The organism is Nocardioides sp., from assembly GCF_036401255.1.
In the GTDB taxonomy this organism is placed as follows: domain Bacteria; phylum Actinomycetota; class Actinomycetes; order Propionibacteriales; family Nocardioidaceae; genus Nocardioides.
Map to the genome: position 1 here is coordinate 1 of NZ_DASWVI010000478.1, position 23229 is coordinate 23229.

Annotated in this window: 19 protein-coding genes and 1 pseudogene; 5 read left to right on the plus strand and 15 right to left on the minus strand. The window is 72.0% G+C overall.

Annotated features, from left to right (window positions below; translation table 11 throughout):
* A pseudogene (locus tag VGD85_RS21995) lies at positions 1–362 on the plus strand (2-phospho-L-lactate guanylyltransferase); the annotation flags it as partial.
* Positions 363–425: 63 nt separating this feature from the next.
* Here the strand turns inward: VGD85_RS21995 and VGD85_RS22000 are convergent.
* The 3 genes from VGD85_RS22000 to leuC all read right to left on the minus strand — a co-directional run bounded on the left by VGD85_RS22000 (position 426) and on the right by leuC (position 3265).
* Positions 426–1004, minus strand: coding sequence for an HU family DNA-binding protein (locus VGD85_RS22000; protein ID WP_331065569.1), 579 nt, complete (start codon positions 1002–1004; stop codon positions 426–428).
* Between the two features lie 229 nt (positions 1005–1233).
* Positions 1234–1842: a 3-isopropylmalate dehydratase small subunit gene (gene leuD / locus VGD85_RS22005; protein WP_331065570.1), complete on the minus strand. Its 609-nt coding sequence runs from the start codon at positions 1840–1842 to the stop codon at positions 1234–1236.
* A 1-nt stretch (position 1843) separates the two neighbouring features.
* Positions 1844–3265 carry a 3-isopropylmalate dehydratase large subunit gene (gene leuC, locus VGD85_RS22010; RefSeq protein ID WP_331065571.1) on the minus strand — a complete coding sequence of 474 codons (1422 nt, stop codon included), beginning with the start codon at positions 3263–3265 and terminating at the stop codon, positions 1844–1846.
* A 113-nt stretch (positions 3266–3378) separates the two neighbouring features.
* On the opposite strand from leuC, the gene VGD85_RS22015 reads away from it, so the two are divergent.
* Entirely contained in the window at positions 3379–4101 is a 723-nt protein-coding gene (locus tag VGD85_RS22015; protein WP_331065572.1) for an IclR family transcriptional regulator, read from the plus strand.
* A 5-nt stretch (positions 4102–4106) separates the two neighbouring features.
* On the opposite strand, the gene VGD85_RS22020 is transcribed toward VGD85_RS22015, so the two are convergent.
* The 8 genes from VGD85_RS22020 to VGD85_RS22055 all read right to left on the minus strand — a co-directional run bounded on the left by VGD85_RS22020 (position 4107) and on the right by VGD85_RS22055 (position 16133).
* A complete protein-coding gene (locus VGD85_RS22020; protein ID WP_331065573.1) occupies positions 4107–4925 on the minus strand; it encodes an FkbM family methyltransferase in 819 nt (272 codons plus the stop codon).
* Positions 4922–7891: an AMP-binding protein gene (locus VGD85_RS22025; protein WP_331065574.1), complete on the minus strand. Its 2970-nt coding sequence runs from the start codon at positions 7889–7891 to the stop codon at positions 4922–4924. Before VGD85_RS22025 ends, VGD85_RS22020 begins: the two co-directional genes overlap by 4 nt.
* A complete protein-coding gene (locus VGD85_RS22030; RefSeq protein WP_331065575.1) occupies positions 7888–9342 on the minus strand; it encodes an amino acid adenylation domain-containing protein in 1455 nt (484 codons plus the stop codon). Before VGD85_RS22030 ends, VGD85_RS22025 begins: the two co-directional genes overlap by 4 nt.
* A gap of 1 nt (position 9343) precedes the next feature.
* A complete protein-coding gene (locus VGD85_RS22035) occupies positions 9344–9592 on the minus strand; it encodes an acyl carrier protein (RefSeq protein WP_331065576.1) in 249 nt (82 codons plus the stop codon).
* A complete protein-coding gene (locus VGD85_RS22040) occupies positions 9589–13389 on the minus strand; it encodes an amino acid adenylation domain-containing protein (RefSeq protein WP_331065577.1) in 3801 nt (1266 codons plus the stop codon). Before VGD85_RS22040 ends, VGD85_RS22035 begins: the two co-directional genes overlap by 4 nt.
* A gap of 30 nt (positions 13390–13419) precedes the next feature.
* Positions 13420–14058 carry a hypothetical protein gene (locus tag VGD85_RS22045; protein ID WP_331065578.1) on the minus strand — a complete coding sequence of 213 codons (639 nt, stop codon included), beginning with the start codon at positions 14056–14058 and terminating at the stop codon, positions 13420–13422.
* A 106-nt stretch (positions 14059–14164) separates the two neighbouring features.
* Complete coding sequence (locus VGD85_RS22050) at positions 14165–14644, minus strand: methylated-DNA--[protein]-cysteine S-methyltransferase (RefSeq protein WP_331065579.1); 480 nt, start codon at positions 14642–14644, stop codon at positions 14165–14167.
* 1 nt (position 14645) lies between these two features.
* Complete coding sequence (locus VGD85_RS22055) at positions 14646–16133, minus strand: AlkA N-terminal domain-containing protein (protein WP_331065580.1); 1488 nt, start codon at positions 16131–16133, stop codon at positions 14646–14648.
* A 137-nt stretch (positions 16134–16270) separates the two neighbouring features.
* On the opposite strand from VGD85_RS22055, the gene VGD85_RS22060 reads away from it, so the two are divergent.
* Both VGD85_RS22060 and VGD85_RS22065 read left to right on the plus strand, forming a co-directional pair.
* Complete coding sequence (locus tag VGD85_RS22060) at positions 16271–17347, plus strand: LCP family protein (protein WP_331065581.1); 1077 nt, start codon at positions 16271–16273, stop codon at positions 17345–17347.
* Between the two features lie 32 nt (positions 17348–17379).
* Entirely contained in the window at positions 17380–18180 is an 801-nt protein-coding gene (locus VGD85_RS22065; RefSeq protein ID WP_331065582.1) for a siderophore-interacting protein, read from the plus strand.
* 10 nt (positions 18181–18190) lie between these two features.
* On the opposite strand, the gene VGD85_RS22070 is transcribed toward VGD85_RS22065, so the two are convergent.
* Genes VGD85_RS22070 through VGD85_RS22085 form a run of 4 tightly spaced genes read right to left on the minus strand, consistent with a single transcriptional unit; the run spans position 18191 to position 22580 of the window.
* Positions 18191–19135, minus strand: coding sequence for a bile acid:sodium symporter family protein (locus VGD85_RS22070; protein WP_331065583.1), 945 nt, complete (start codon positions 19133–19135; stop codon positions 18191–18193).
* Positions 19132–19860, minus strand: a complete 729-nt coding sequence (locus tag VGD85_RS22075; RefSeq protein WP_331065584.1) for an SDR family NAD(P)-dependent oxidoreductase — start codon at positions 19858–19860, stop codon at positions 19132–19134. The genes VGD85_RS22070 and VGD85_RS22075 overlap by 4 nt, the downstream gene beginning before the upstream one ends.
* Before the next feature lies 1 nt (position 19861).
* Positions 19862–20806 (minus strand): SDR family oxidoreductase, encoded by a 945-nt coding sequence (locus tag VGD85_RS22080; RefSeq protein WP_331065585.1) that lies wholly within the window; start codon positions 20804–20806, stop codon positions 19862–19864.
* A gap of 7 nt (positions 20807–20813) precedes the next feature.
* Entirely contained in the window at positions 20814–22580 is a 1767-nt protein-coding gene (locus VGD85_RS22085) for a thiamine pyrophosphate-binding protein (RefSeq protein ID WP_331065586.1), read from the minus strand.
* 115 nt (positions 22581–22695) lie between these two features.
* On the opposite strand from VGD85_RS22085, the gene VGD85_RS22090 reads away from it, so the two are divergent.
* Positions 22696–23229, plus strand: a 534-nt coding sequence (locus VGD85_RS22090; RefSeq protein ID WP_331065587.1) for a hypothetical protein, incomplete at its 3' end; no start/stop codon positions are given.

Below are 23229 nucleotides of genomic sequence, written 5' to 3' on the forward strand. Positions count from 1 at the left end.
GCCAGGCGGCCGCCGAGGCGGTCCGGCGATGGCCGACGCTGCGACCGGTCGCGCTGTGCGCCGACCTCCCGGCGCTGCGACCGGCCGACCTCGATGCCGCGCTGGCGATGGTGCGGAGCCCGCACCCGTGCTTCGTGCCCGACGCCGCCGGGGTCGGGACGACGATGTACGTCGCGACCGGCGCCGAGTTCGACCCGCGCTTCGGACCCGGGTCGCGCGAGCAGCACCTGCTCGCCGGCGCCCGCGAGCTGGCCGACGTCGCCGCGTCCGTGCGCCGCGACGTCGACGACCTCGCCGACCTCCGCGCGGCGATCGCACTCGGGGTCGGGGTCCACACCGCGGCCGTCGTACCGCAGACCTGACCGCGGACTGGCATGACGACGGGCCGCCACCCGTGAGGGTGGCGGCCCGTCGCTGCGCTGCGCTCAGGCCTTCTTGGCGGTCTTCTTGGCCGGTGCCTTCTTGGCGGGGGCCTTCTTGGCGGGGGCCTTCTTGGCGGGGGCCTTCTTCGCCGGAGCCTTCTTGGCCACGGCCTTGGCCGGAGCCTTCTTGGCCGGAGCCTTCTTGGCCGGGGCCTTCTTGGCCGGGGCCTTCTTGGCGGCGGTCTTGGCCGGAGCCGCCTTCTTCGCCGGCGCGGCCTTCTTGGCGGGGGCGGCCTTCTTGGCCGCGGAGGTCGCCTTCTTCGCGGCGGCGGGAGCGGCCGCGAGCGTCAGCTTCGGCAGCTTCTTGGCGCCGGAGACGACGTTCTTGAGGTCGGCGCCGGCCGTGAACTTCGGAACGGCGGTCTTCTTGGCCTTGATGCGGGCACCGGTCTGCGGGTTGCGGACCCAGCGCGCCTCGCGGACCCGCTTCTCGAAGGAGCCGAACCCGGTGATCGCGACCTTCTCGCCCTTGGCGACCTCGCGAGTGATCGTGTCCAGCACGGACTCGAGAGCGTGCGCCGCGGCCTTGCGGTTCCCCTCGTAACGCGCGGCCAGCGCATCGATGAACTCTGACTTGTTCACTGTCTTCCCTTCCAATGAACGACATGTGGTCGAGCCCGTGCTCGACTTTCTCCAACGCACGCTAGGTATTCGCGGCGCCTCCCACAATCACCATCGCGTGTTTTCCGGCGTGTTTTTCGGTTTCCGCGCGATGCCGAATCCGGTCAGCAGAGCGGGATTCGGCACACAAAGAGGGCGAATCCCCAAGCCTGCTTGGGGATTCGCCCTCTTCGCCCGCGTCGTCGGCGGGTCAGCCGGCGTGGATGGTCGCCGGCTTCCACGCAGGCCGGTTTGCCTCGTACGACGCGATCGCGTCGGCGTGCCCGAGCGTGATGCCGATGTCGTCGAGGCCCTCGAGGAGCCGCCAGCGCGTGTAGTCGTCGATGTCGAAGGAGTCCTCGACGGCGTCGACACCCTCGCCGGCCCGGACGGTCCGGGCCTCGAGGTCGACGGTCACCGTGGTGCCCGGCTGGCTCTCCAGCAGGTCCCACAGCTTCTGGACGACCTTCTCGTCGACCTGCGCGGCGAGCAGCCCCGCCTTGCCGGAGTTGCCGCGGAAGATGTCCGCGAAGCGCGGCGAGATGACGACCTTGAAGCCGTAGTTCTGCAGGGCCCAGACCGCGTGCTCACGCGACGACCCCGTCCCGAAGTCGGGTCCGGCGACCAGCACCGAGGCCCCGGCGTACGCCTCGTTGTTGAGCACGAACGACGCATCGTTGCGCCAGGCCGCGAACAGGCCGTCCTCGAAGCCGGTGCGCGTCACCCGCTTGAGGTAGACGGCGGGGATGATCTGGTCGGTGTCGACGTTGCTGCGGCGCAGCGGCACGCCGACGCCGGTGTGGGTCGTGAACTTGTCCATGTCAGTTGCTCCCAGCGGTCACGGGCGTGAGGTCGGCGGGCGAGGAGAGGGTGCCGCGGATCGCGGTCGCGGCGGCGACCGGGACCGAGACCAGGTGCGTGCGCCCGCCCTTGCCCTGGCGGCCCTCGAAGTTGCGGTTGGACGTCGACGCGCTGCGCTCGCCGGGCTGCAGGGTGTCGGGGTTCATGCCCAGGCACATCGAGCAGCCGGCACCGCGCCACTCCGCGCCGGCCTCCTTGAAGATCACGTCCAGACCCTCGTCCTGGGCCTGCAGCCGCACCCGCACCGATCCGGGCACGACGAGCAGACGGGTGTTCTTGTCCACGTGCCGGCCCTTGATGATCTCGGCGGCGGCCCGGAGATCCTCGATGCGCCCGTTGGTGCACGAGCCGATGAAGACGGTGTCGACCTTGATGTCCCGCATGGGCGTGCCGGGCTCGAGCCCCATGTACTCGCACGCCTTCTCGGCCGCGATCCGGTCGGAGGCGTCGTCGTACTGCTCGGGGCTGGGGACGCTGCCGCCCAGGGGGACGCCCTGCCCGGGGTTGGTCCCCCAGGTCACGAACGGGGTCATCGTGCTGGCGTCGAGCACGATCTCCTTGTCGAACGCGGCGTCCTCGTCGGTGACCAGGGTCTGCCAGTGCGCGACGGCCGCGTCCCAGTCCGCGCCCTTCGGGGCCTCGGGGCGTCCCTCGATGTAGTCGAAGGTCGTCTGGTCGGGGGCGATCAGGCCGGCCTTCGCGCCCCACTCGATCGACATGTTGCACACGGTCATCCGGCCCTCCATCGAGAGCTCCTCGATGGCCTGGCCGCGGTACTCGACGATGTAGCCCTGCCCGCCGCCGGTGCCGGTGTGGGCGATCAGCGTCAGCACGAGGTCCTTGGCCGTCACCCCCTCGGGGAGGCTGCCGTTGACCGTGACCGCCATCGTCTTCGGCTTCGCCTGCGGCAGCGTCTGGGTCGCGAGCACGTGCTCGACCTCGGAGGTGCCGATGCCGAACGCGATGGCGCCGAACGCCCCGTGGGTGCTGGTGTGGCTGTCGCCGCACACGATCGTCATGCCGGGCTGGGTGAGGCCGAGCTGCGGGCCGACGACGTGCACGATGCCCTGCTCGACGTCGCCGAGCGGATGCAGGCGTACGCCGAACTCCTCGGCGTTGCGGCGCAGCGTGTCGACCTGGGTCTTGGAGACGGGGTCGGCGATCGGCTTGTCCCAGTCGAGCGTGGGGACGTTGTGGTCCTCGGTGGCGAGGGTGAGGTCGGGCCGGCGCACGGTGCGGCCGGCGAGCCGCAGCCCGTCGAACGCCTGCGGGGAGGTGACCTCGTGGATCAGGTGCAGGTCGATGTAGAGGAGGTCCGGCTCCCCCGGTGTCGACCGGACGACGTGCTCGTCCCAGACCTTCTCGGCCAAGGTCTTGCCCATGACTCTCTCCCTCGTGACCTCTCGGTGGTCGGACTCGTCGAGACCACCTCACTTCGACAACATCACAGATGCTAACGCTTGCATCCCATGATCTGAGACGCCAATATTGCCATATGGACAACTCCAGCGGAGTGGGCGTCCTCGACAAGGCCGCCCTCGTGCTCACCGCCCTCGAGTCCGGCCCGGCCACGCTCGCGGGCCTGGTCGCCGGCACCGGACTGGCCCGCCCGACGGCGCACCGTCTCGCGGTCGCGCTCGAGCACCACCGCCTGGTCGCCCGGGACATGCAGGGCCGGTTCGTGCTCGGGCCGCGGCTGGCCGAGCTCTCGGCGGCCGCCGGCGAGGACCGGCTGCTCGCCACGGCCGGACCCGTGCTCGCCCGGCTGCGCGACATCACCGGTGAGTCCGCCCAGCTGTGGCGGCGCCAGGGCGACCACCGTGTGTGCGTGGCCGCGGCCGAGCGTCCCAGCGGCCTGCGCGACACGATCCCGGTCGGCTCGCAGCTGACGATGCGGGCCGGCTCCGCCGCCCAGGTCCTGCTGGCGTGGGAGGACCCCGAGCGGATGCACCGGGGCCTGCAGAACGCCGCGTTCTCGGCCGCTGCGCTCTCCGGCATCCGCCGGCGCGGCTGGGCCCAGTCCGTCGGCGAGCGCGAGCAGGGCGTCGCGTCCGTGTCCGCCCCGGTCCGCTCCCCCGGCGGCAAGGTGATCGCCGCCGTGTCCGTCTCGGGTCCGCTCGAGCGGCTCTCGCGTCAGCCCGGCCGGATGCACGCACCCGCCGTCCTCGCCGCCGCCGAGCGGCTCAGCGAGTCGCTGCGCCGGGCTGCCGCGGAGTAGTCGCGTCAGGCCTGTCCGCGCCGATTCACGGTCTCGCGGGCCGCGACAACCGTCCACAGGGGCGAGTCGGCGAGGGTCTCCTGCTGCTCGATCTGCGCGTGAAGCCCGTGGCGGTCGAGGACCTTCAGGATGCGGCCCAGCGCCCCGTCGCTGTCCTCGACCTCGCAGACGACACCGTCGATCGACGACCAGCGGTCGCCGATGCCAGCCAGAACCGCTTCCTCAGCCCGCTCGACGTCGATCTTGAGGTGGATCCCCGTGTCCAGGTCCGGGCGAAACGCGTCGAGGAGGACATCGAGCCGAAAGCTCGGCACCTTGACCCGCACACCCTCGTGAAGACCCTGCAACGCCTCATCGACGGCGATGTCATCGAACCCGATGTTCCTCAAGTAGGCCGCGGTCAGCGCATCGTCCCTGGCCTGTGCGGCGTGCAATCCCGACTGGCTGGGCGCGCGCGGGTAGTACGTGAGCTCCACGGCGCCCTGGACCGCCCCGATCGCGCCCTGGACCGTCGTGGCGGTCGGGACGTGTCGGAGCAGGTTCTGCGCCAGGCAGCTGTACGTCAGGGGCACCGGCTCGACGGCGAGGATCGGCACCGCGGACGCATGCCGTGCCACGTAGAGCGTCGAGAGCCCGGTGTTCGCGCCGACGTCGACCACGAGCAGACCGGACTCGGCCGCGCGTCGAGCGAAGTCCGCATAGACGCGATCGACGAAGATCTCGTCGTAGAGCATCCGCGTGTCGCCGGGGCTCGCCGTCCACCACGGTGTGCCGTCGGGAAGCGTCGTCTCCATCGCGGTCCACGAGCCGCCATCTCTGCTCATGTCCAGCCTTTCCAGTCAGCTGCCAGGGACGAGAAGGACGACAGTGCTGCGGCCAGGCCGCGGGCGGCATCGCGTTGCCCCGGGACGTCGTCATACCGCACGACCCCCGTGCAGCCGTGCTCGTCGACCGAGAGGAAGACGGTGAACCCGAAGTCCTCGCGCCCTCCGGCGACCTCGAGAGGTTCCTGCTCGACGCCCTGCAAGATGAGCCGCGGCTGCTCCTCGAGGGCGAGGAAGCAGGCGGGCGGGGCCATCTGGCGACCGCGCTCGTCCCCCCTGAGGCCCTGCACCGCCAGCGCGAACGGGATGCGCGACGGCGGTGCTACTGCGCGTTGCAGGTCCTCCGCGCAGGAGCGGACGGCGTCGGGTACGTCGAGGCGCCGCCTCGCCAGCATCAGCACGGTGTCGACGAAGCATCCCGGGACGCGCGCGTCGGGCAGCGTCGCCCGGTCACCCACGGCGAGGCCGTAGGGCACCACCGGCGCATGCCATGCCTCGCACAAACTCCGCTCGACGATCGCGACGAGCACCTCCGCCAGGGTGTGGCGGCCTTCGCCGACGATCGTGAGGGCTCGGCTGACCACCATGGGATCGACCGCGAGCTCCAGGCTCGACCGCGAGCCGTTCCCTACGGGCACCGACGGCCAGCGGTCCGCCCCTGCGAGCAACGAGCGGACCCGGTCCGCCACGGCGCCACTCTGGACGAGATGCCGTTCGCGAGCGCGCCGCTGATGGAACGCCGCGGCCAGAGCCGCTGCCGTCCCGGCCGCGGACGGTTCGGCGTCGCGGGCGCCTGTAGGTCCGTCATACGCGGTGCCCGTCGCGGCCAGCACCTGCTGGACGGTCCAGTAGTCGACGACCAGGTGATGCCACACCATGACCAGGATGCGGTCGTCGCCGACCGTGGATGCGATGTGTGCCCGCCACAGCAATCCGTCGGTGCTGACGGCGCCAGCCACCTCGTCCAGGATGTCTTCGAAGGGACGTGCGTCCTCCTCGATCGTGCAGGTCGGCCGAAGCCGGCCGAGCTCGAATCCAGGCACGCCGTCGACCTCCACCAGGCCCGCCGAGAAGATCGCCCGGCTCGCCAGGACGTCCTCGAGGGACCGCGCCAGACGAGCGACGTCCACGCCGTCGCGGAGGCGGAACGCGACCGCCTGCCGGTACGCGTCCGGGCGTCCGAGCAGCTGTTCGTGGAACCACATGCCGGCCAGTTGCGCATCGAAGGACAGCGGCCCCGCAGGGTGCTCGTCGAGATCCCGCGCACCCCGTGCCGGCGGAGCCTCCACGACCATCCGGGACAGCTCCTGCCAGCTCGCAGCGCGCAGCACGCGCTCCGCCGAGATCTCACGGCCGAGCCTGGTGTGGATCCGGCGCGCGATCCGGGCCGCGCCGAGGGAGGTCAGGCCCGCAGCGATCATGCTCTCGGACCCGAGACCACCCAAGATCTCCTCGTCGACTATCGCTGCGAGGGCGTCGACGCCGACGAGGTCGGCTGGCAACTGCGTCGCCGTGGACGTCGAGACGGCCTCGACGTCGAGGGGCACAGTATCGAGCCGGGAATGGTCGACCTTCCCGTTGGCGGTCTCCGGCAGGCGTTCCAGCCTCACGACCGCCTGCGGCAGAGCGTAGTAGGGCAGCCGCTGCATCAATCGGGTGCGAACCTCCCGCAGCGAGATCGGCGAGGAGAGTACGAGATAGGCGACCACCGCCTTCCCGACCCCCTCGAAGTCACGCACTCCGGCGACGGCCACCTCGACCTCAGGGAGCCCGGCCAGGGCGGCTTCGATCTCCCCCGCCTCGATCCGGAACCCACGGACCTTGAGCTGCCGGTCCCGACGGCCGCAGAACACGAGGTTGCCGTCGTCGTCGTAGCGACCGAGGTCACCCGTCGCGTAGCGCCGGACCCCGTCGACCATGTCGAAGCCTCCCGGATCGTCGCCGAGGTAGCCTCGTGCGACCCCGGCGCCGCAGATCACGATCTCGCCGATACCCTCCGCGTCCGGGGCGTCGAGCTCGATCTTCACGTCGGGAAGGGGCCGACCCACCGGCGCCCGGGCATCGGGATTCCCCCCCGACAGGGGGACGTCGTACAACGTGCAGAACACCGCGGCCTCGGCCGGACCGTAACCGTTGACGATCTGCAGACCGTTCGTCGCGACCAGCGCTCGTTGGAGCATGGCGAGCTGGATCGGCTCCGCTCCCACCAGGATCCTGCGCAGGTGGGTGAACGGCCGCGGGTCCCTCTCGACGGCCCGGACGAAGTCCGGCACGAAGAGCGGTGGCAGGAAGCAGCTCTCGACTCGATCTCGCGCCAGCACGGAGAAGAACCGGTCCGGGTCCAGTCGGTCGTCGGCGCCGACCACGACGAGCGTGCCCCCACGGCACAGCACCGACCAGATCTCCCACGCCGCGGCATCGAAGCCGGGACTCGCCCACCAGGTGCCCACGAATCCGTCGCGGACAGCGGCACGACCATCCATGCCCCGGATCGTGGTGATCAGATTGCGATGCTCCATCTGCACGGCCTTCGGGATGCCGGTGGATCCGGAGGTGTGGATGACGTAGGCGACGTCGTCGGCCCTCGGCAGGGGCCGGACGCGAGGAGTGCCGCCCAGATCGGGCTGGGCCGACGAGGCGTCGACCGTGGCCGACGCGCGAGCGACGCGGACGAGCAGGTCTCGGCGGTCTGCCGGCAGTGTCACGTCCACCGGGACGTACGCACCGCCGGCGAGCATCACCGCGACGTAGGCCCGCACGGCCGCGCACGCCGGTGGCAGCTCGACCGCGACCCGGTCGCCCGGGCCGACCCCGATCGCGGCCAACCGCTCGGCGAGAGCACTCGCCTGGCCCAGCAGTTCCGCGTAGCTGAGGGCGTCAGCGCCGTCGCGTACGGCGATTCGGTCCGGCGCCACGCGCGCGGTCGTGACCAGGTCGTGGAGGAGAGTCTGAGGGGTCCTCCTCACCGTGCGCCCACCCTCCGGGTGAGCTCACCGCGGTCGACCTTGCCCTCCGGCGTCAGCGGGAAGGTCGCGTGCTCGACGATCCGGGACGGGATGAGGTGGGGTGGTAGACGCTGACCGAGCCAGGCTCGGAGGTCGAAGGGTTGCGCCCCTGGGCGGGTTCGATAGTGACAGACGAGATCCAGGTCCCCCGCAGCGTTGGTGAACGGGACCGTGATCGCGTCCGCAACGTCGGGATGAGCAGTAGCCGCGGCCGAGATCTCCGCAGGCTCGATCCGGAAGCCTCGAACCTGGACCTGGTCGTCGCTGCGACCGAGATGGTGGAGAAGCCCGGCGGCGTCACGAAACGCCAGGTCGCCGGTGCGGTAGGTAGGCACGCCGTCACGCGACACGAACCGTGCAGCTGTGAGATCCGGTCGTCGCCAGTAGCCGTTGGCAACCGCTGAGCCGGAGATCACCAACTCCCCCACGACGCCCGGGGGGCAGCTGCCCAGGCTGTCGTCGACCACGTCGATCTGCAAGTGGGCCAACGGCCTTCCGATCGGGGTGCTCCCGGGGCGTGCCGGAGCACTGCCCGGTGTCAAGACGAGATGGGTGGCGTGGACCGTGCTCTCGGTCAGGCCATACATGTTGACCGCCGTCACTCCGCTCCGGTCCCCGATCCAGTCCAGGGTCCGCGGCACGTCGACCGACTCGCCACCCAGAACCAGCCATCGCAGGTCCGGTAGCTGGGCGGCGGACCCGTCGCAGAGCAGATACTTGAAGGCGGTCGGCACCATGCTCAGGAGGGTTACCCGGGCGTTACGGAGCCGCTCGACGAGCAGTTCTCCGTCACGCCGCGCGTCGGCCTCCACGATCACCGCGCTGCCACCGGTGCGCAGAGCCCCCCACAGCTCCCACACGCTGAAGTCGAAGTTGAACGAATGGAAGACGCTCCAGACGTCGCCGGGGCCGACCCCGAAGAGCGGGCTCGCCGTCTCCAACAGGGTCCAGACCTGCTCCTGCGTGATGAGGATCCCCTTGGGCGTGCCCGTCGTCCCCGAGGTGTAGATGAGGTAGGCGGGGTGAGGGTGCGGGACGAGGCGACCCGCACCCTCCGGGCCGGGTCGGTAGCTCACCGACCGGCCGCCCGCGTCTACGAGCGCCCCGCTGATGCCCGCGTCCCGGGCTATGAACGAGCGCCGGGCCGCCGGATATGCGGGGTCGAGTGGGACGTAGGCGCATCCGTGCAACATGACACCGAGCGCCGCGGCCGGGAAGGCACCGCGGTTCCCGACGTCGACGCCCACGAGGGATCGACTCCGGACGCCGCCGTCGACCAGCTGGTCGCGCACCTTCTCGGCCAGCGACCAGAGCTCGGCGTAGGTCACGATCCCGAGCGCGTCGTCGAGAGCCGGGGCGTCGGGCGCGTCATCGACGTGACGCCGGATGGCCCCGCACAGCGGTCCGACCACGTCAGCTCGCTGCCGCGCGCTCCGCGGCCGATCGCGCCAGGTCGCGGATGACGGGGAGCTCGAAGAAGGCCGCGAACTCGAGGTCGATTCCGTGCCGCGCGCGGCACCGGGAGGCGATGCGGCCGATCATCAGCGAGTGCGCCCCGAGCGCGAAGATGTTAGAGCTCGGCTCGACCGTGGCCTCGGGCAACAGCTCCGACCACTCTTGGACCAGGATCCGCTCGATCCGCTCGCGTCCATTCTCCGTCATGCTTGCGCCTCTCTGAATCTGTTGATGTCGGTCGCCAGGGCGCGCGCGAGCGCGCCGACGTGGGGACGCTCGATGATCGACTCGTGGTTGCCGTCGATCACGGTGAGCCGGAGCCGGTCGCCGAGGAGCGCTTCCCAGGGCCACTCGGGGTGCTCGGGGTGGGGCGGGACGGTGATCTTCGCCTTGTAGTAGTGGACCCCGTAGTAGTGGACCCCGACGTCGACCGGAGCCGGGCGGTAGCTCAGCAGCGCCCGGCTGTGCGCCCGCCAGACCTCCGAGAAGATCTCAAGGTCCCTCGCGGAGAGGCTCGCCGCGTGCTCGGGCGCCATCGCACCGAGCACACGACGGAACATCTCCAGCGGCGGCAACGACCGCAGCTGTGCGACGAAGTCCGCGTCGCCCCCCGCGAAGATCGTCGCGAGCATCTCGGCGTCGTCATCGAACAAGGTCGGCAGCTGCCCGGGCCCGGGCGTGTCCAGGAGCCCGACGAACGGCGGAGGGTCGCCCCGGCGCACGCTGAGTCGCGCAACCTCGTAGGCGATGCTCCCGCCCATCGAGATCCCCCCGAGGAGGAAGGGCGCCTCGACGCCCAGCCGATCGAGCTCGCGCAAGTGATGCTCCGCCAGCTCCTCGATGGTCTCGAGCGGCCGGCACTCCCCGGCGACCCCCGGAGCCTGGAGCCCCAGCACGCGGAGCCCGCCCGTGAGCGAGTGGGCGAGGGTGCTGTACAACCCGCTCGTCCCGCCGATCGGGTGGAACAGCGCCAAGGTCCCGCCACCGGTGCCCTCGACCAGGGTGAGCACGCCGGCGGCCGGCTCGGTTCCGGTGGTCGGCTGCTCGATGAGCAACGCCTGGTGACGCACCGTCCGGTGTGACATCAGGGCGGCGATCCCGGGACGAACGCCGAACTGCGCGTCCAGACGCTCGGCGAGGACGGCCACGAGCAAGGAATGGCCGCCGACATCGAAGAAGTCGTCGTCGATGCCGAGACCTCCAGTGCCGAGGAGGTCCGACCAGATCCTCAGGATGAGCTGCTCGGTGTCGTTGCCGACGGGGTCCTGCGTGCGCGCCGGAACGGCGAGCCGGCGCAGCGCCCGCCGGTCCAGCTTGCCGTTGGCCGAGATCGGCAGGACGTCGACCTTGATCACGTCGGTCGGGACCATCGGGCCCGGCAGTCGGCGCCGCAGCTCCTCAGTCACGTCCCGTGGTTCCGCCGACCCGGCGTACGCAGCGCGCAGCGCGGGCGGGTCCGAGAGCACGACCACGGCGCCCTCGGAGACTTCAGGTAGCTGGCGCAGCACCATCTCGACCTCGGCCGGCTCGATGCGCATTCCCCGGATCTTCACTTGGTCATCGATGCGGCCCAAGAAGCGCAGAACCCCGTCGTCCCACCGCGCCAGGTCGCCGGTCCGGTAGGACGGGCGCCCGTCGACCGGATGCGCGGCGAACCCGCTACGCGCCGGCTGGTGCAGGTAGCCGGCCACCACGGCCGGGCCACTGATCCAGAGCTCGCCCGGCCGGCCCGCCGCGACCACGCGGCCGGCGTCGTCCAGCAACGTGAGGTCGGCGCCCGCGGTCGGCCGTCCGATCGGGATGTCCTGCCGGTCGATGTCGGCAGCCGTGACCCGGTGGTGGCTCACCGCGGTCGCCGCCTCGCTGGGACCGTAGATGTTGAGCTGGATCGGTGGTGGTGCCTGACCCGCGGCGACGGTCGCGAGGACGTCGGGTGCGGCCCGCTCCCCGCCGAAGATGAGGATGCGAACGCCGTCGAGGACTCCGGGCTCCCGCCGCACCCAGTGGTTCAACACCGACGTCGCCGCCACGACGCAAGAGATCCGCTCGGCCCGGAGGAAGTCCGCGACGGCGATCGGGTCGAGCCGAACGTCGGTCGCGGGGATCACCAGGGTCGCGCCTCGGGTGAGGGCGCCCCAGAACTCGTAGGCGCTCACATCGAAGGAGGTCGAGACGAACTGGGCGACGCGGTCCCGGGGCTCGATCGGCAGGTCGGTCCGAGAGCCGATGAGTCGAGCGATCGCACGGTGTGGGACCACCACGCCCTTGGGTGACCCGGTCGAGCCGGAGGTGTAGACGAGATAGGCCACCTCCTCGGCCGCCCCGGGCCGCGCCAGCAGCGAGCCTCGGTCGACCTCGGCATCGCCTCGAGGACGCGGCACGGCGTCGAGTCCGAGCAGGGGCGCCCCGACCCCCGGGAGCATCGGGCGCGACGAGACCACCAGCCGCACTCCCGCGTCGGCCAGGATGTCGAGCGACCGCTCGGACATCTGGGCCGGATCGCAAGCGACGTACGCGGCACCGAGCGACCAGGTGGCCAGCCACGCGGCCACAAGTGCTGCCGAGCTCGGCGCGACGGTGCCGACGACGTCGCCCGCCCCGATGCCGCGGCGCTCGAGCTCGTGCCGCCATTCGCTCGCCCAGTGCACCAGCTCGCGGTAGCTGGTTTCGCCGCTGTCGTCGACGACGGCGAGAGCGTCCGGCCGCTCGGTTGCGGCGTCGAGCACCAGGTCGAGCAGGCTGCGCCCCGGGACGGGGTTGGGCGCGCCGCGTCCCCAGGCCAAGGCCTGACTGACGAGCTCCGCAGTGGGCGGTCGCCACGACGCGGCGCAGCCGGACGAGTCCGGGTCGAGCAGCTGGACAAGACGATCGGCCGCCTCGGCAGCCGCCTCCACCGGCGTGCCGTCCGCACGGAACTCGAATCTCAGCAGGTAGCCGTCCGACGTCGGAGCACACTCCAGCGCCAGCTGGAACAAGGCTTCGGCACGCCGTAGCCGGACGGGTTCGAAGTCGGCCGAGCCGAGGCGCACCGGCGGGGTCGCCTCCTGCCAGCTGAACAAGAACTGGTTGAGATGGGCGGCGAGCCCCGGCTGGTTCAACAACCGCGCGAACGGCACCCGCGGGTGAGCGATCATGCGAACGAACCGCGCCCACGCGCGGCGCACCAGGTCGTCGAAGCCGTCGGCGTCCGGAGCGTCGGCGACGACGGGGATCGTCTCGATCAGGGCGCCCACGGTGTCGTCGTCGCTGTCGGTGCGGACGGAGACCGGCACCATCACGACGTGGTCACGGCGGTCCACGAGCTCTGCCAGGCAGACCTCCCACGCTGCCAGCACGACGACCATGGGCGTCACTCCCAGGCGTCGCGCGGTCTCGAGCACCCATGCCCGCGTGGTGCGACCGACGGTTCTCTCCAGGGTCCGGCACTCCCCCACACCGATCGTGCCGCTCGGCCCGGTCGGCAACCCTTTGAGCTGGCGCGCCCAGAACTCCGCCGTATCCTCGCCGATCTCCGAGGCCGCGAAGGGGTTCGGCTCCTGAGGTTCGATCTGCTCGAGCGGCATCATGCCGGCCACGTGGTCCGCGAGCGCGGAGACGATGACCTCGATGGAGCGCGCGTCAGCGACGACATGGTGCAGTACCAAGACGACGTACGTCTTCGCGCCGCCGACCACGATCGCGGCACGAGCCATCGGACCTGCCGTCAGGTCGAACGGGTGGAAGGAGATCTCAGAGAGGATCGGCTCCGCGGGACCGCGGGCCTCGATGATCTGCACCTCGAGCTCACCGGGCTCCGCGCACAGCACGGTGCCCGACTCGTCCACGTAGCCCAGCAGCTGGGGAAAGCGCCGCGGCAGGGCACGCAACGCATCACAGAGCGTGGCGACGTCCGGCGAGGCGCTCGTGACCAGAACCACCGGGACGTTGCTCACCGAGGTGCCCCGATGGGCACGGTCCACATGGACCAGGCGTTGCTGCACCTCCGACAGTGGCGAGTGTCGCACCTGCGTCCCCCAAGAAGAGTCCCAGCCGAGTCAGGCCTCCGGCGATGCTGGATGACCGAGCGCGATGATGTCAACGATTTCTGGTTGATGCGGGCTTTTGGCGGGAAGTCTTCTGCGCACCCCGAGGGCGACACAACACTCTGTGGTCGGGTCCACCCAGCTGATCGACCCGGGAGCGGCCAACGCGGCGACCTCGCGCCCGGAGAGCGTGACCGCCTCCGAGAGGGAGACGACGCCCAGCTTGACCAACGCCTCCCGTACCACCCACGCGGACACCGGGTCCGCACCTCCACCGGCGGACGTCTCTGCCAGGACCTCTCGGACTGCGGGTGCGTCGGCGATCCGCTGGATGTCGATGGCCACTCGCCTGTCGTCGCTCACGGCTGCGGCCACGGTTCCTGCCGCGTGCGACCAGCTCACGGACAGCGTTCCGAGCGCTGGCTTCCCGTGGTCGACACCCCCACAGGTGCCACAGGACTGGTGCAGATCGGTCGCTGCCCACGACCGCCCCGTCAACCTGGTGGCCAGCGCCACGGTCAACTGCCTGGCCGCGAGGAAGTCGCGACGGTCCTCCGCCCTCAGCCTCTCAGCCCGCGGCCATCGCCCGACCGGTTCACCGAGCGTCTCGAGCGCCACCGCGGAACTCGTGACGCAGGCGAGCGTGGGCATGGTGCGCAGTGAACCACGCGGCGCCATCGAGCGAGCCCGAAATCGCTGCGCCACGGCCGGATGGCCGAGTCGGCGGGCACGGCGGGGAAACTGGCGCCGGCTCGGCCTAGAAGAGGGCATCCTGTTCCAGCTCGAGGAGCAGCTGCTTGCGGGGCAGGCCACCGGCGTAGCCGGTGAGGGTGCCGTTCGCGCCGATGATGCGGTGGCACGGGATCACGATCGGGATCGGGTTGCGCCCGTTGGCCAGGCCGACGGCGCGGGAAGCCGCGTTGGTCATGCCGAGGCGGTGGGCGATCTCGCCGTACGACGCGGTCTCGCCCCAGCCGACGCCGAGCAGCTCGCGCCAGACCCGCTGCTGGAACGCGCTGCCGGTGGGTGCGAGCGGGAGGTCGAACTCCTTGAGGTCGCGGGCGAAGTAGGCGCGCAGCTGGCGCGCCGCCTCGACGAGCAGCGGGTGGTCGTCATCCCGGTCGCCGCGGGGCCGGCCGTCGGAGTCGCGGAACGGCGAGAACTCGATCGCGGTGATCGCGCCGTTGTGCTCGACCAGCCTCAGCTCGCCGACGGGTGAGTCGATCACGGTCCACATCTCAGGTCTCCTTGCTGAGGGACTGCCACAGGTACAGCTGGGCGTAGGAACGCCAGGGCGACCAGCGCCCCGCCAGCTCGGCGGCGCGCGCCGGGTCCTGACCGAGGCCGGTGAGCGCGTCGCGGATGCCGATGTCGGTCGGCAGGAACACGTCGGGATGACCGAGGGCGCGCAGCGCGATGTAGTCGGCCGTCCACGGTCCGATGCCGGGGATCGCCAGCAGGCGACGGCGTACGTCGTCGCGGTCGGGGCCCCGGTCGAGCGCGAGCGTGCCGCTCGCGAGCGCCTCACACAGGGCGATCAGCGCGCGCCCACGGGCGCGGGGCATCGGCAGGTCCTCGGGGTCGAGGGCCGCGATCGTCGCGGCGTCCGGGAACAGGTGGGTCAGCCCCTCGACCGGCCGGGCGACCGACCGGCCGTGCTCCGCGACGAGCCGCGCGGCGACGGTGCGCGCCCCGGCGACGCTGACCTGCTGGCCGAGCACGGCGCGCACCGCGATCTCGTGGCCGTCCACGTGGCCCGGGACCCGCAGCCCCGGCCAGGTCCGGACGAGCGGGCCGACGACCGGGTCACCGGCGAACGCGTCGGCGACCGCGAGCGGATCACAGTCGGCGTCGAGCATCCGCCGCACCCGCTCGGTGGCGGCGGCGGTGTCGCGCAGGTCGTCGAGCGCGAACGTCGCCGTCGCGAACGCCGTCTGCCCGGACTCGCTGACATCGGGGACCTCGAGCCGGACCGTGCCGTCGCCGTGCGGGAGCGACAGGGTCCGCGCGTACCAGCCCTCCCCCGCACTCTCCACGCCCGGCACCGCGCGGGCGGCGAGGAACGCGAGCAGCGCCGAGCCGTGGTAGGGCGTGCGGACCGCGAGCCGCATCGTCACCGTGCCCGTCGTGGCCGCCCGGCCGCCGCGGCGGCCGCGCAGCTCGGTGGGCGACGCGGCGTAGACCTCGCGGATCGTGTCGTTGAACTGCCGGACGCTGGAGAACCCGGACGCGAACGCGACGTCGGCGTAGCCGAGCTCGGTGGTCTCGATGAGCACGCGAGCGGTCTGGGCGCGCTTCGCGCGGGCGAGCGCGAGCGGGCCGGCGCCGAGCTCGGCGGTGAGGATCCGGGCCAGGTGCCGGGAGGTGTAGCCGACCCGGCGGGCGAGCCCGTCGACACCCTCCCGGTCCACGACCCCGTCGGCGATCAGGCGCATCGCGCGCCCGGCGGCGGTCGCGGCGACGTCCCAGTCCGGGCTCCCGGGGGTCGCGTCGGGCAGGCAGCGCTTGCAGGCGCGATAACCGGCCGCCTGCGCCGACGCGGCGCTCGGGTGGAACGTGACGTTCTGGAACGCCGGAGTGCGCGCCGGGCACGACGGCCGGCAGTAGATGCCGGTGGTGCGCACCGCGGTGTAGAAGACCCCGTCGAAGCGCCGGTCGCGGGACTTCACCGCCCGGTAGCACGACTCGCGGTCCAGCCGCTCCGCCGTCTTGTCGGTGCTCGTCATGCCCTCATCCTGACCCAGGCCACCGACACTCTCTGGCGGGAATCGGACACGGCCACGAGCCTAGACCTCAGGGGCCGCCACCCCGCACGTACGCTGGAGGTCCACGGATCTCGGGAGTCCTCTGGAAGGATCCCGACGTGCCCGACGCCCGCCGCCATCACCGCCGCACCGCGCTGCGCGTGATCATCGTCGCCGAGCTCGTGATCGCGCTGGTGACCGCGGCGACCGTGGTGTTCGCCTACAACCGCATCGACGGCGGGATCGTCGAGGGCCCGGAGATCGACCACGAGGTGACCCGACCGAAGCCGGTGCTGGACACCTCCGAGCTCAACATCCTCGTGATGGGCAACGACACCCGCGACTGCACCGGGTGCGACATCGACAGCGAGGCCGGTGAAGGTGGCTCCGACACCACGATCCTCATCCACGTCGCCGACGGCCGGCAGTCGGCGTACGGGATCTCGATCGCTCGCGACACCCTCGTCGACCGCCCCGACTGCACCAACGGCACCGAGACGATCCCCGGGGCCACGGACGCGCAGTGGAACGAGGCGTTCGCGCTCGGCGGCCCCGAGTGCACCGTCGAGCAGGTCGAGGCCGTGACCGGCATCTACGTCGACTCCTACATCACACTGAACTTCGCGGGGTTCAAGGGCATGGTCGACGCCGTCCACGGCGTCGAGGTGTGCATCCCCGAGCCGATCGACGACGAGGTCGCCCACATCCACTTCGACGCCGGCACGCAGACGCTCGACGGCGACCGCGCCCTGCAGTACGTGCGGGAGCGGCACTCCACCGCCAACTCCGACCTCGGTCGGATGAAGCGCCAGCAGGCGTTCATCGCCTCGATGATCGGCAAGGTCAAGTCCGCCGGGACGCTCACCAGGCCCGACCGGCTCTACAGCTTCGCGCGAGCCCTCACCGGGTCGATCCAGACCAGCCCCGACCTGGCGAGTGCGGGCAAGCTCGTCAAGCTCGCGATGTCGGTCAACGGCGCGGACCTGCAGCACATCAAGTTCGTGACGGCACCGACCTCGGACTTCCCCAGGAGCGACCCGAACTGGGGTCGCCTGCAGTTCGCCCCGGAGGCCCAGGAGCTCTGGCAGCGGGTGATCGACGACGAGCCGCTCGGCCGGCTCGGCAAGGGCGCGGTCACCGGCAAGGACCCCAACGGCTCGGCGGAGGACGCCGCGGCCAACGGCCTGTGCGCCTGACCCGCGCCGGCCATCGACCCCGAGGAGCAACCATGCACGGACACGTGGTGCGGACCGAGTCGCTGACGCCCGGCATCGTGCGCGTCGTCCTCGGCGGGCCAGGACTGGCCGGGTTCGCGATGCCCGATGCCACCGACGCCTACGTCAACGTGGCGATCCCGCCAGCAGGGGCGCCGTACGCCGGCGTGTTCGACCCGGCCACGGTGCAGGAGGAGCAGCCACGCGAGCTGTGGCCGGCGCGGCGCCGCTACACCGTGCGCCGGTGGGATCCGGCCGCCGGCGAGCTCACCCTCGACTTCGTCGTGCACGGCGACGCCGGCGTGGCCGGCCCCTGGGCGGGCTCCGCCCGGCCCGGCGATCCGCTCGTCTTCACCGGGCCGAGCGGCGGCTACCGGCCGGACCCGGCGGCGGACTGGCACCTGATGCTCGGCGACGAGTCGGCGCTGCCGGCGATCGCCGCGTCGCTCGAGGCGCTCCCGGACGGAGCGGTCGCCGTGGTGCGGGTCGTGTGCGACGGCCCGGCGTACGAGATCGCGCTGCCGGGTCCGGGCACGGTCGACCTGGCCTGGCTGCACCGCGCGGGCGGCGACCCCGGCGCCGACCTGCTGCTCGGCGCCGTCCGCGACCTGACGTTCCCGGCGGGGCGGGTGCACGCGTTCGTCCACGGCGAGGCGGACGAGATCCGCGCGCTGCGCCGGCACCTGCTCGCGGACCGTGGCCTGTCCCGGCAGGACATGTCGTGCTCGCCGTACTGGCGGCGCACCATGTCCGACGAGGCCTGGCGCCAGGTCAAGCGGGAGTACGTCGCCGCCATGGAGGCCGACGTCGCCTGAGCCCTCCGGGTCACGCGGGGACCGGCACCCGGCCCCGGGCACGCCAGACCCGGGCGACGGTCAGCGCGGCGATGATGTCCCAGATGCCCCACCAGGCGGCGACCAGCGCCATCCCGCCGAGGCCGTCGAAGAAGCTGAACACCAGCAGCAGGCCGAGGCCCGCGTTGCGCACCCCGACCTCGAACGTCATCGCCTTGGTGGCGTCGCCCGGCAGCCGGAACGCCCGGGAGATCACGTAGCCGAGCCCCAGGGCGAGCGCGTCGTGCAGGAGCACCGCGATCGCGACCACGCCGATCCAGTCGATGAAGAGGTCGAGGTTCTTCAGCAGCGCGAGCAGGATCAGCACGCCCAGGGCGGCGAACGCCAGCGGGCCGACGACCTTGCCGGAGCGCGATGCCGCGCGCGGCCAGAGGTGGGCGACCGCGATGCCGAGCACGAACGGCAGGCCGATGACGACGAGCACCTCGACGAGCATGTCGACCACGTCGAGCTCGATGGAGCGCATCATCGGGCCGCCGGTCGGGTGCAGGTTGCCCCAGAACGCGAAGTTGAGCGGCATCAGCACGATCGCGAGCAGGTTGCTCACCGCGGTCATCGACACCGACAGCGCCACGTCCCCGCGCGCCTGGTGGGTGACGATGTTGGAGACGTTGCCCGGCGGGCAGCACGCCACCAGGATCATCCCGAGCGCGACCGAGCCGCCGACGCCGAGCACCAGCGTGAGCAGGAACGTGATCGCCGGGAGGATGAGGATCTGGGCGCCGACACCCACGGCGATCGCCTTCGGCCGCCGGGCCGCCCGCCGGAAGTCGTCGAACGTCGTGTCGAGGGCGATGCCGAACAGGATGCAGGCGATGATCACCCGCAGGAGCATCCGGGAGCCCTCGTCGAAGGCGATCTTGATGTCGTCGACGTCGTCGACCATCGCCAGCAGCGGCATGAGGTGGTCGGTCACGGCTCGTCTCCTGTCCCGGCACGCAGCCGACGGGTCATCAGTCGGGTGTAGGTCCTCGGTGCGTGGCGGCTCACGATCCACGCCAGTCGTGCGGTGCGGCCCACCAGCACCACGTCGCGGGTGCCCTCGGCCGCGTCGACGATGGCCCGGGCGACCTGCTCGGGGGTGAGCTCCGCGCCGGTGGTGGCGCGGCCTCCGGGCCCGGCGGGGTCGGCCACGCCCATGCCGCCGGCGACGAACGTCGGGTGCACGATGACGACGCCGACGCCCTGGGTGGCGAGCTCGGGGCGCAGCGTCGTGAACAGCCCGGTGACCGCGTGCTTCGCGGCGACGTACGCCGGGCGGCCGAGCACGGGGGCGAAGCCCGCCACCGACCCGACCAGCACGACCCGGCCGCCGGCCCGGCGCAGCGCCGGCAGGGTGGCCAGCAGCGGGCTCACCGCGGAGAAGTGCGTGCCGTCCATGACCCGCCGGTGGGTGGCCAGGTCGTGGTCGTCGACGGCGCCGATCGCCGACAGCCCGGCGCACAGCACCAGCAGGTCGACCCGCGGGAGGTATCCGACCGCCGCACGGACCGTCTCCTCGTCGGCGAGGTCGCACGCGACGGTGTGCGGCCCGGCCACCAGGTCGAGGCCGAGCACGGCGTACCCACGCTCGACCAGCAGCTCGACGACGTGGCGGCCGATCCGGCCGCTGGCCCCGGTGACGATCGCCGTGCGCGTCATCTCAGGCCCGTCCTGCCCGGCCCTGGCGGAAGACCTCGTAGGTCTGCCGCGTCGTGAGCGTCGGCAGGCCGGGGAAGTCGCGGCGCAGCCGGGTGTTGTCGAGGACCGGACGGTGCAGGAGGAACTCCACCTGCTCGGGACCGTAGCGGCCGACCCCGACCCGCTTCATGGCCGCGAGCGCGGTCCGCACGACCGCGGCGGGCAGCGCCACGACCCGGCTGCCCTCGACCGCCGCGATGTCGCGCAGCGTCATCACGCCGTCGCCCGCCAGGTTGTAGATCCCCGTGCGCCGCGCCAGCACGCCGGTCACGACGATCTCCGCGACGTCCTCGTCCCAGATGAACGTGAACGGCCCGTTGGTCTCGCGCAGCGTCATCACGACGCGGCCGGTGAACAGCGCGGTGATCTGGTTGTCGGTGTGCGCGCCGAGGATCGTGCCGGGCCGCAGCACGAGCTGCCCGAGCGCGGGGTGCACCCGCCGCGCTCGGGCGAGCAGCGCCTCGACCGCCGCCTTGTGCCGGGAGTACGCGAACGCGTCGCTCCCGGGCACCGAGAGGTCCTCGGTCAGCAGCCGGCCGTCGTTGCGGGCCCGATAGCCGTACGCCGCCCCCGAGCTGCTCACGGTCAGGTGCCCGACCCCCGCCGCGATGCAGGCGTCGACGACGCGCTGGGTGCCACCGACCTCGATGTCCTCCAGCTCGGCCTCGGTCATGCCGCGCGGCGGCTCGACGATCGCCGCCAGGTGCACGACCGCCTCGACCTCGTGCTCGCGCAGCAGCCCGGCCAGGTCGACGCGCCGCAGGTCATCGGTCACGTAGGTGACGCCCGGCACCGGGTCACGCGGCTCGCGCACGTCGACGGACAGGGTGGCCACGCCCCGGTCGGCCAGGCGCTGGACGACGAGGGAGCCGAGGTAGCCGGTGCCACCGGTCACGAGCACGGTCATCGGTCGCTCAGCCCTTCGGCTCCTGGTGCATCTTCTTGAACGCCTGCAGTCCCGGCGCCCAGAGGTGCTCGACCTGGTCGACGTGCACCTGCACGACCGCGGCGCGGCCGCAGTCGCGAGCGCGTTCCAGCGCCCCCTGCAGGTCGGCGGAGTCGGTGACCAGCTCGGCGTGGGCACCCATCGCCTCGCCCATCAGGTCGTAGCGGCACGGCTCGAAATCGGCGTACACGATCTGGTCGGCGGGCAGGCTGGAGTTGGTGAGCATCTTGCGCGCCACCGTCGCGATCGGGTGGGCCTGGATCTGCTGGCTCATCTTCACCATCCCCCAGGCGCCGTCGACGAGGACCACGAACACGATCGGCAGCCCGAGGCGCACCGCGCTCTCGACCTCGGTCGGGTGCATCCCGAAGGCGCCGTCCCCGATCAGCACGCAGACCCGCTGGTCGGGTGCGGCAACGGCGGCACCGAGCGCCTGGCCCATGCCGGCGCCGAGCATGCCGAACTTGTACGTCGAGAGCACGGTCCGCGGCACGTCGGCCGAGTGGTAGAAGTTCGACCACACCACGGTGTTGCCGCCGTCGAAGACCCACACGGTGTCCTCGGGCATGACCTGCTGGGCGACCGTCGGCACGTGGCCGGGGTGCACCGGACTGCCCGCGTCGAGCGCCTTCGCGAGCTTGGCGCGCTCCGCGGCCACCTTGCCGCCCCACACCTCCAGCCGCTCGCGCCGCTGGGCCAACCCGGGCACCTGCAGCCGCTCGACCGCGTCGGCCAGGCTGCGCAGCGCCTCGCGGGCGTCGGCCAGGATCGCCAGGCTGACGGGCTTGTTGACGCCGAGCCGCTCGTCGTCGGCGTCGATCTGGATCGTCTGCTGCAGCGCGGGCGGCGCCCAGTTCGGTGCCTTGCCCCACCAGTCGGTCTCCCCGAGCCGGCTGCCGACGACCAGGGCGACGTCGGCGGCGTTGCGCACCTCGTCGTTGAGGGCGAGCGCCGTCATCGGGATCGCCTCGGGCCGGGTCTCCGAGAGCGCCCCGCGTGCGGCCCAGCTCGTCGTCACCGGCGCGGCCAGCAGGCCCGCGAGCCGGGCCAGCTCGGCCTCGGCGCCGGCGTGGTAGACCCCCGACCCGGCGTGGATCAGCGGCCACTCGGCCTCGACCAGCATCCGGGCGGCGCGCTCGACCAGGACCGGGTCGGCCTGCAGCGGCGTCGTACGCCGGTAGGCCTCCGGTGCCAGCACCGCCCCGGCGTCGAGCCCGGTCGGCTGGTTGACGATGTTCTCGGGCACGTCGACGTGCACGACACCCGGCCGGCCGGAGAAGCTCACCCGCAGCGCGCGGCGCAGGATCTCGGGGAGCCGGTCCGCGCTGGGCACGTGGCAGGACCACTTCGTCATCGGGGCGGTGACGGCGGTCTGGTCGAAGTTCTGGTAGGTCCCACCCCGGTCGGGGTGGGTGATGCCGGTGCGCCGGCCGCTGGTGACGAGCAGGATGCGGTTGCCCTCGCCCTGCTCGACCGCGACGCCGGGCAGCACGTTGGCGACGCCGGGACCGTTGGAGGCCATGCACACCCCGAGCCGCCCGCTGACCCGGGCGTACGCGCCGGCCATGTGGGCCGCCGCCGCCTCGTGGCGGGGCGAGTGGAGCGTGATGCCCTCGGCGCCCAGGGCCCGGTAGAGGCCGAAGTAGGTGCCGTCGATGATGCCGAACAGGTGCTCGACGCCCTCGGCCGCCAGCATCTTGGCGATCAGCTCGCCCCCGGTCAGGCCCTTGGCCATGGATCCTCCTCTTGTGACTGTCACCACAAGGTAGGGGCGGCGCACGGGAGTTGTCCTGTGCCTGCGCCTCGAATGCGGCCTTCCGTTGTGGCGCACCACAATCCACACTGGTCCGGTGCCCGACTCCGACTGGGACCAGATCGCCGACCTCATCGAGCGCGTGGTCGCCGCGCCCGACCTGATGGACGCCGTCGTCGAGGAGGTGCGGACCTCGATCCGCGAGGTCTCCGGCCTCGAGGCCTCCGACGTCGCCCGGCACACGCGGGCGCTGCTGGCGGCCGCCACCCGGGCGATCGCGTCGCGGCGCGGGCCGACCGAGGCCGAGCTCTCGTTCGTCGAGGACCTCGCGGTCACCCGGGCCCGCCAGGGGGTGCCGATCCACGGGGTGCTCTCGGCGATCCACGTCGCGGAGCGCCGGATCTGGGCGCGTGCCAAGGCCGTGGCGGCCCAGACCGGGGTCGAGGCGGCGCTGGTGCTGGACGCGCGCGAGCTCTACGACGACTGGGCCCAGCAGGTGCGCGACCGGCTGATGCAGGCGCACCGCTCGGTCGAGGTCGCCGAGCGCGCGGTCGACGCCGACGCCGACGCCGTGCGGCGGCTGCTCCAAGGCGGCTCGGCGGCCTCGCTCGCCGCGGTCGCGGCGGGGCTG

Excerpts from the sequence above, each read along its gene's own strand:
- leuD (WP_331065570.1), bottom strand. The coding sequence starts at position 1,842 with ATGGACAAGTTCACGACCCACACCGGCGTCGGCGTGCCGCTGCGCCGC.
- leuC (WP_331065571.1), bottom strand. The coding sequence starts at position 3,265 with ATGGGCAAGACCTTGGCCGAGAAGGTCTGGGACGAGCACGTCGTCCGG.
- VGD85_RS22015 (WP_331065572.1), top strand. The coding sequence starts at position 3,379 with ATGGACAACTCCAGCGGAGTGGGCGTCCTCGACAAGGCCGCCCTCGTG.
- VGD85_RS22020 (WP_331065573.1), bottom strand. The coding sequence starts at position 4,925 with ATGAGCAGAGATGGCGGCTCGTGGACCGCGATGGAGACGACGCTTCCC.
- VGD85_RS22035 (WP_331065576.1), bottom strand. The coding sequence starts at position 9,592 with ATGACGGAGAATGGACGCGAGCGGATCGAGCGGATCCTGGTCCAAGAG.
- VGD85_RS22045 (WP_331065578.1), bottom strand. The coding sequence starts at position 14,058 with ATGCCCACGCTCGCCTGCGTCACGAGTTCCGCGGTGGCGCTCGAGACG.
- VGD85_RS22050 (WP_331065579.1), bottom strand. The coding sequence starts at position 14,644 with ATGTGGACCGTGATCGACTCACCCGTCGGCGAGCTGAGGCTGGTCGAG.
- VGD85_RS22055 (WP_331065580.1), bottom strand. The coding sequence starts at position 16,133 with ATGACGAGCACCGACAAGACGGCGGAGCGGCTGGACCGCGAGTCGTGC.
- VGD85_RS22065 (WP_331065582.1), top strand. The coding sequence starts at position 17,380 with ATGCACGGACACGTGGTGCGGACCGAGTCGCTGACGCCCGGCATCGTG.
- VGD85_RS22075 (WP_331065584.1), bottom strand. The coding sequence starts at position 19,860 with ATGACGCGCACGGCGATCGTCACCGGGGCCAGCGGCCGGATCGGCCGC.
- VGD85_RS22080 (WP_331065585.1), bottom strand. The coding sequence starts at position 20,806 with ATGACCGTGCTCGTGACCGGTGGCACCGGCTACCTCGGCTCCCTCGTC.
- VGD85_RS22085 (WP_331065586.1), bottom strand. The coding sequence starts at position 22,580 with ATGGCCAAGGGCCTGACCGGGGGCGAGCTGATCGCCAAGATGCTGGCG.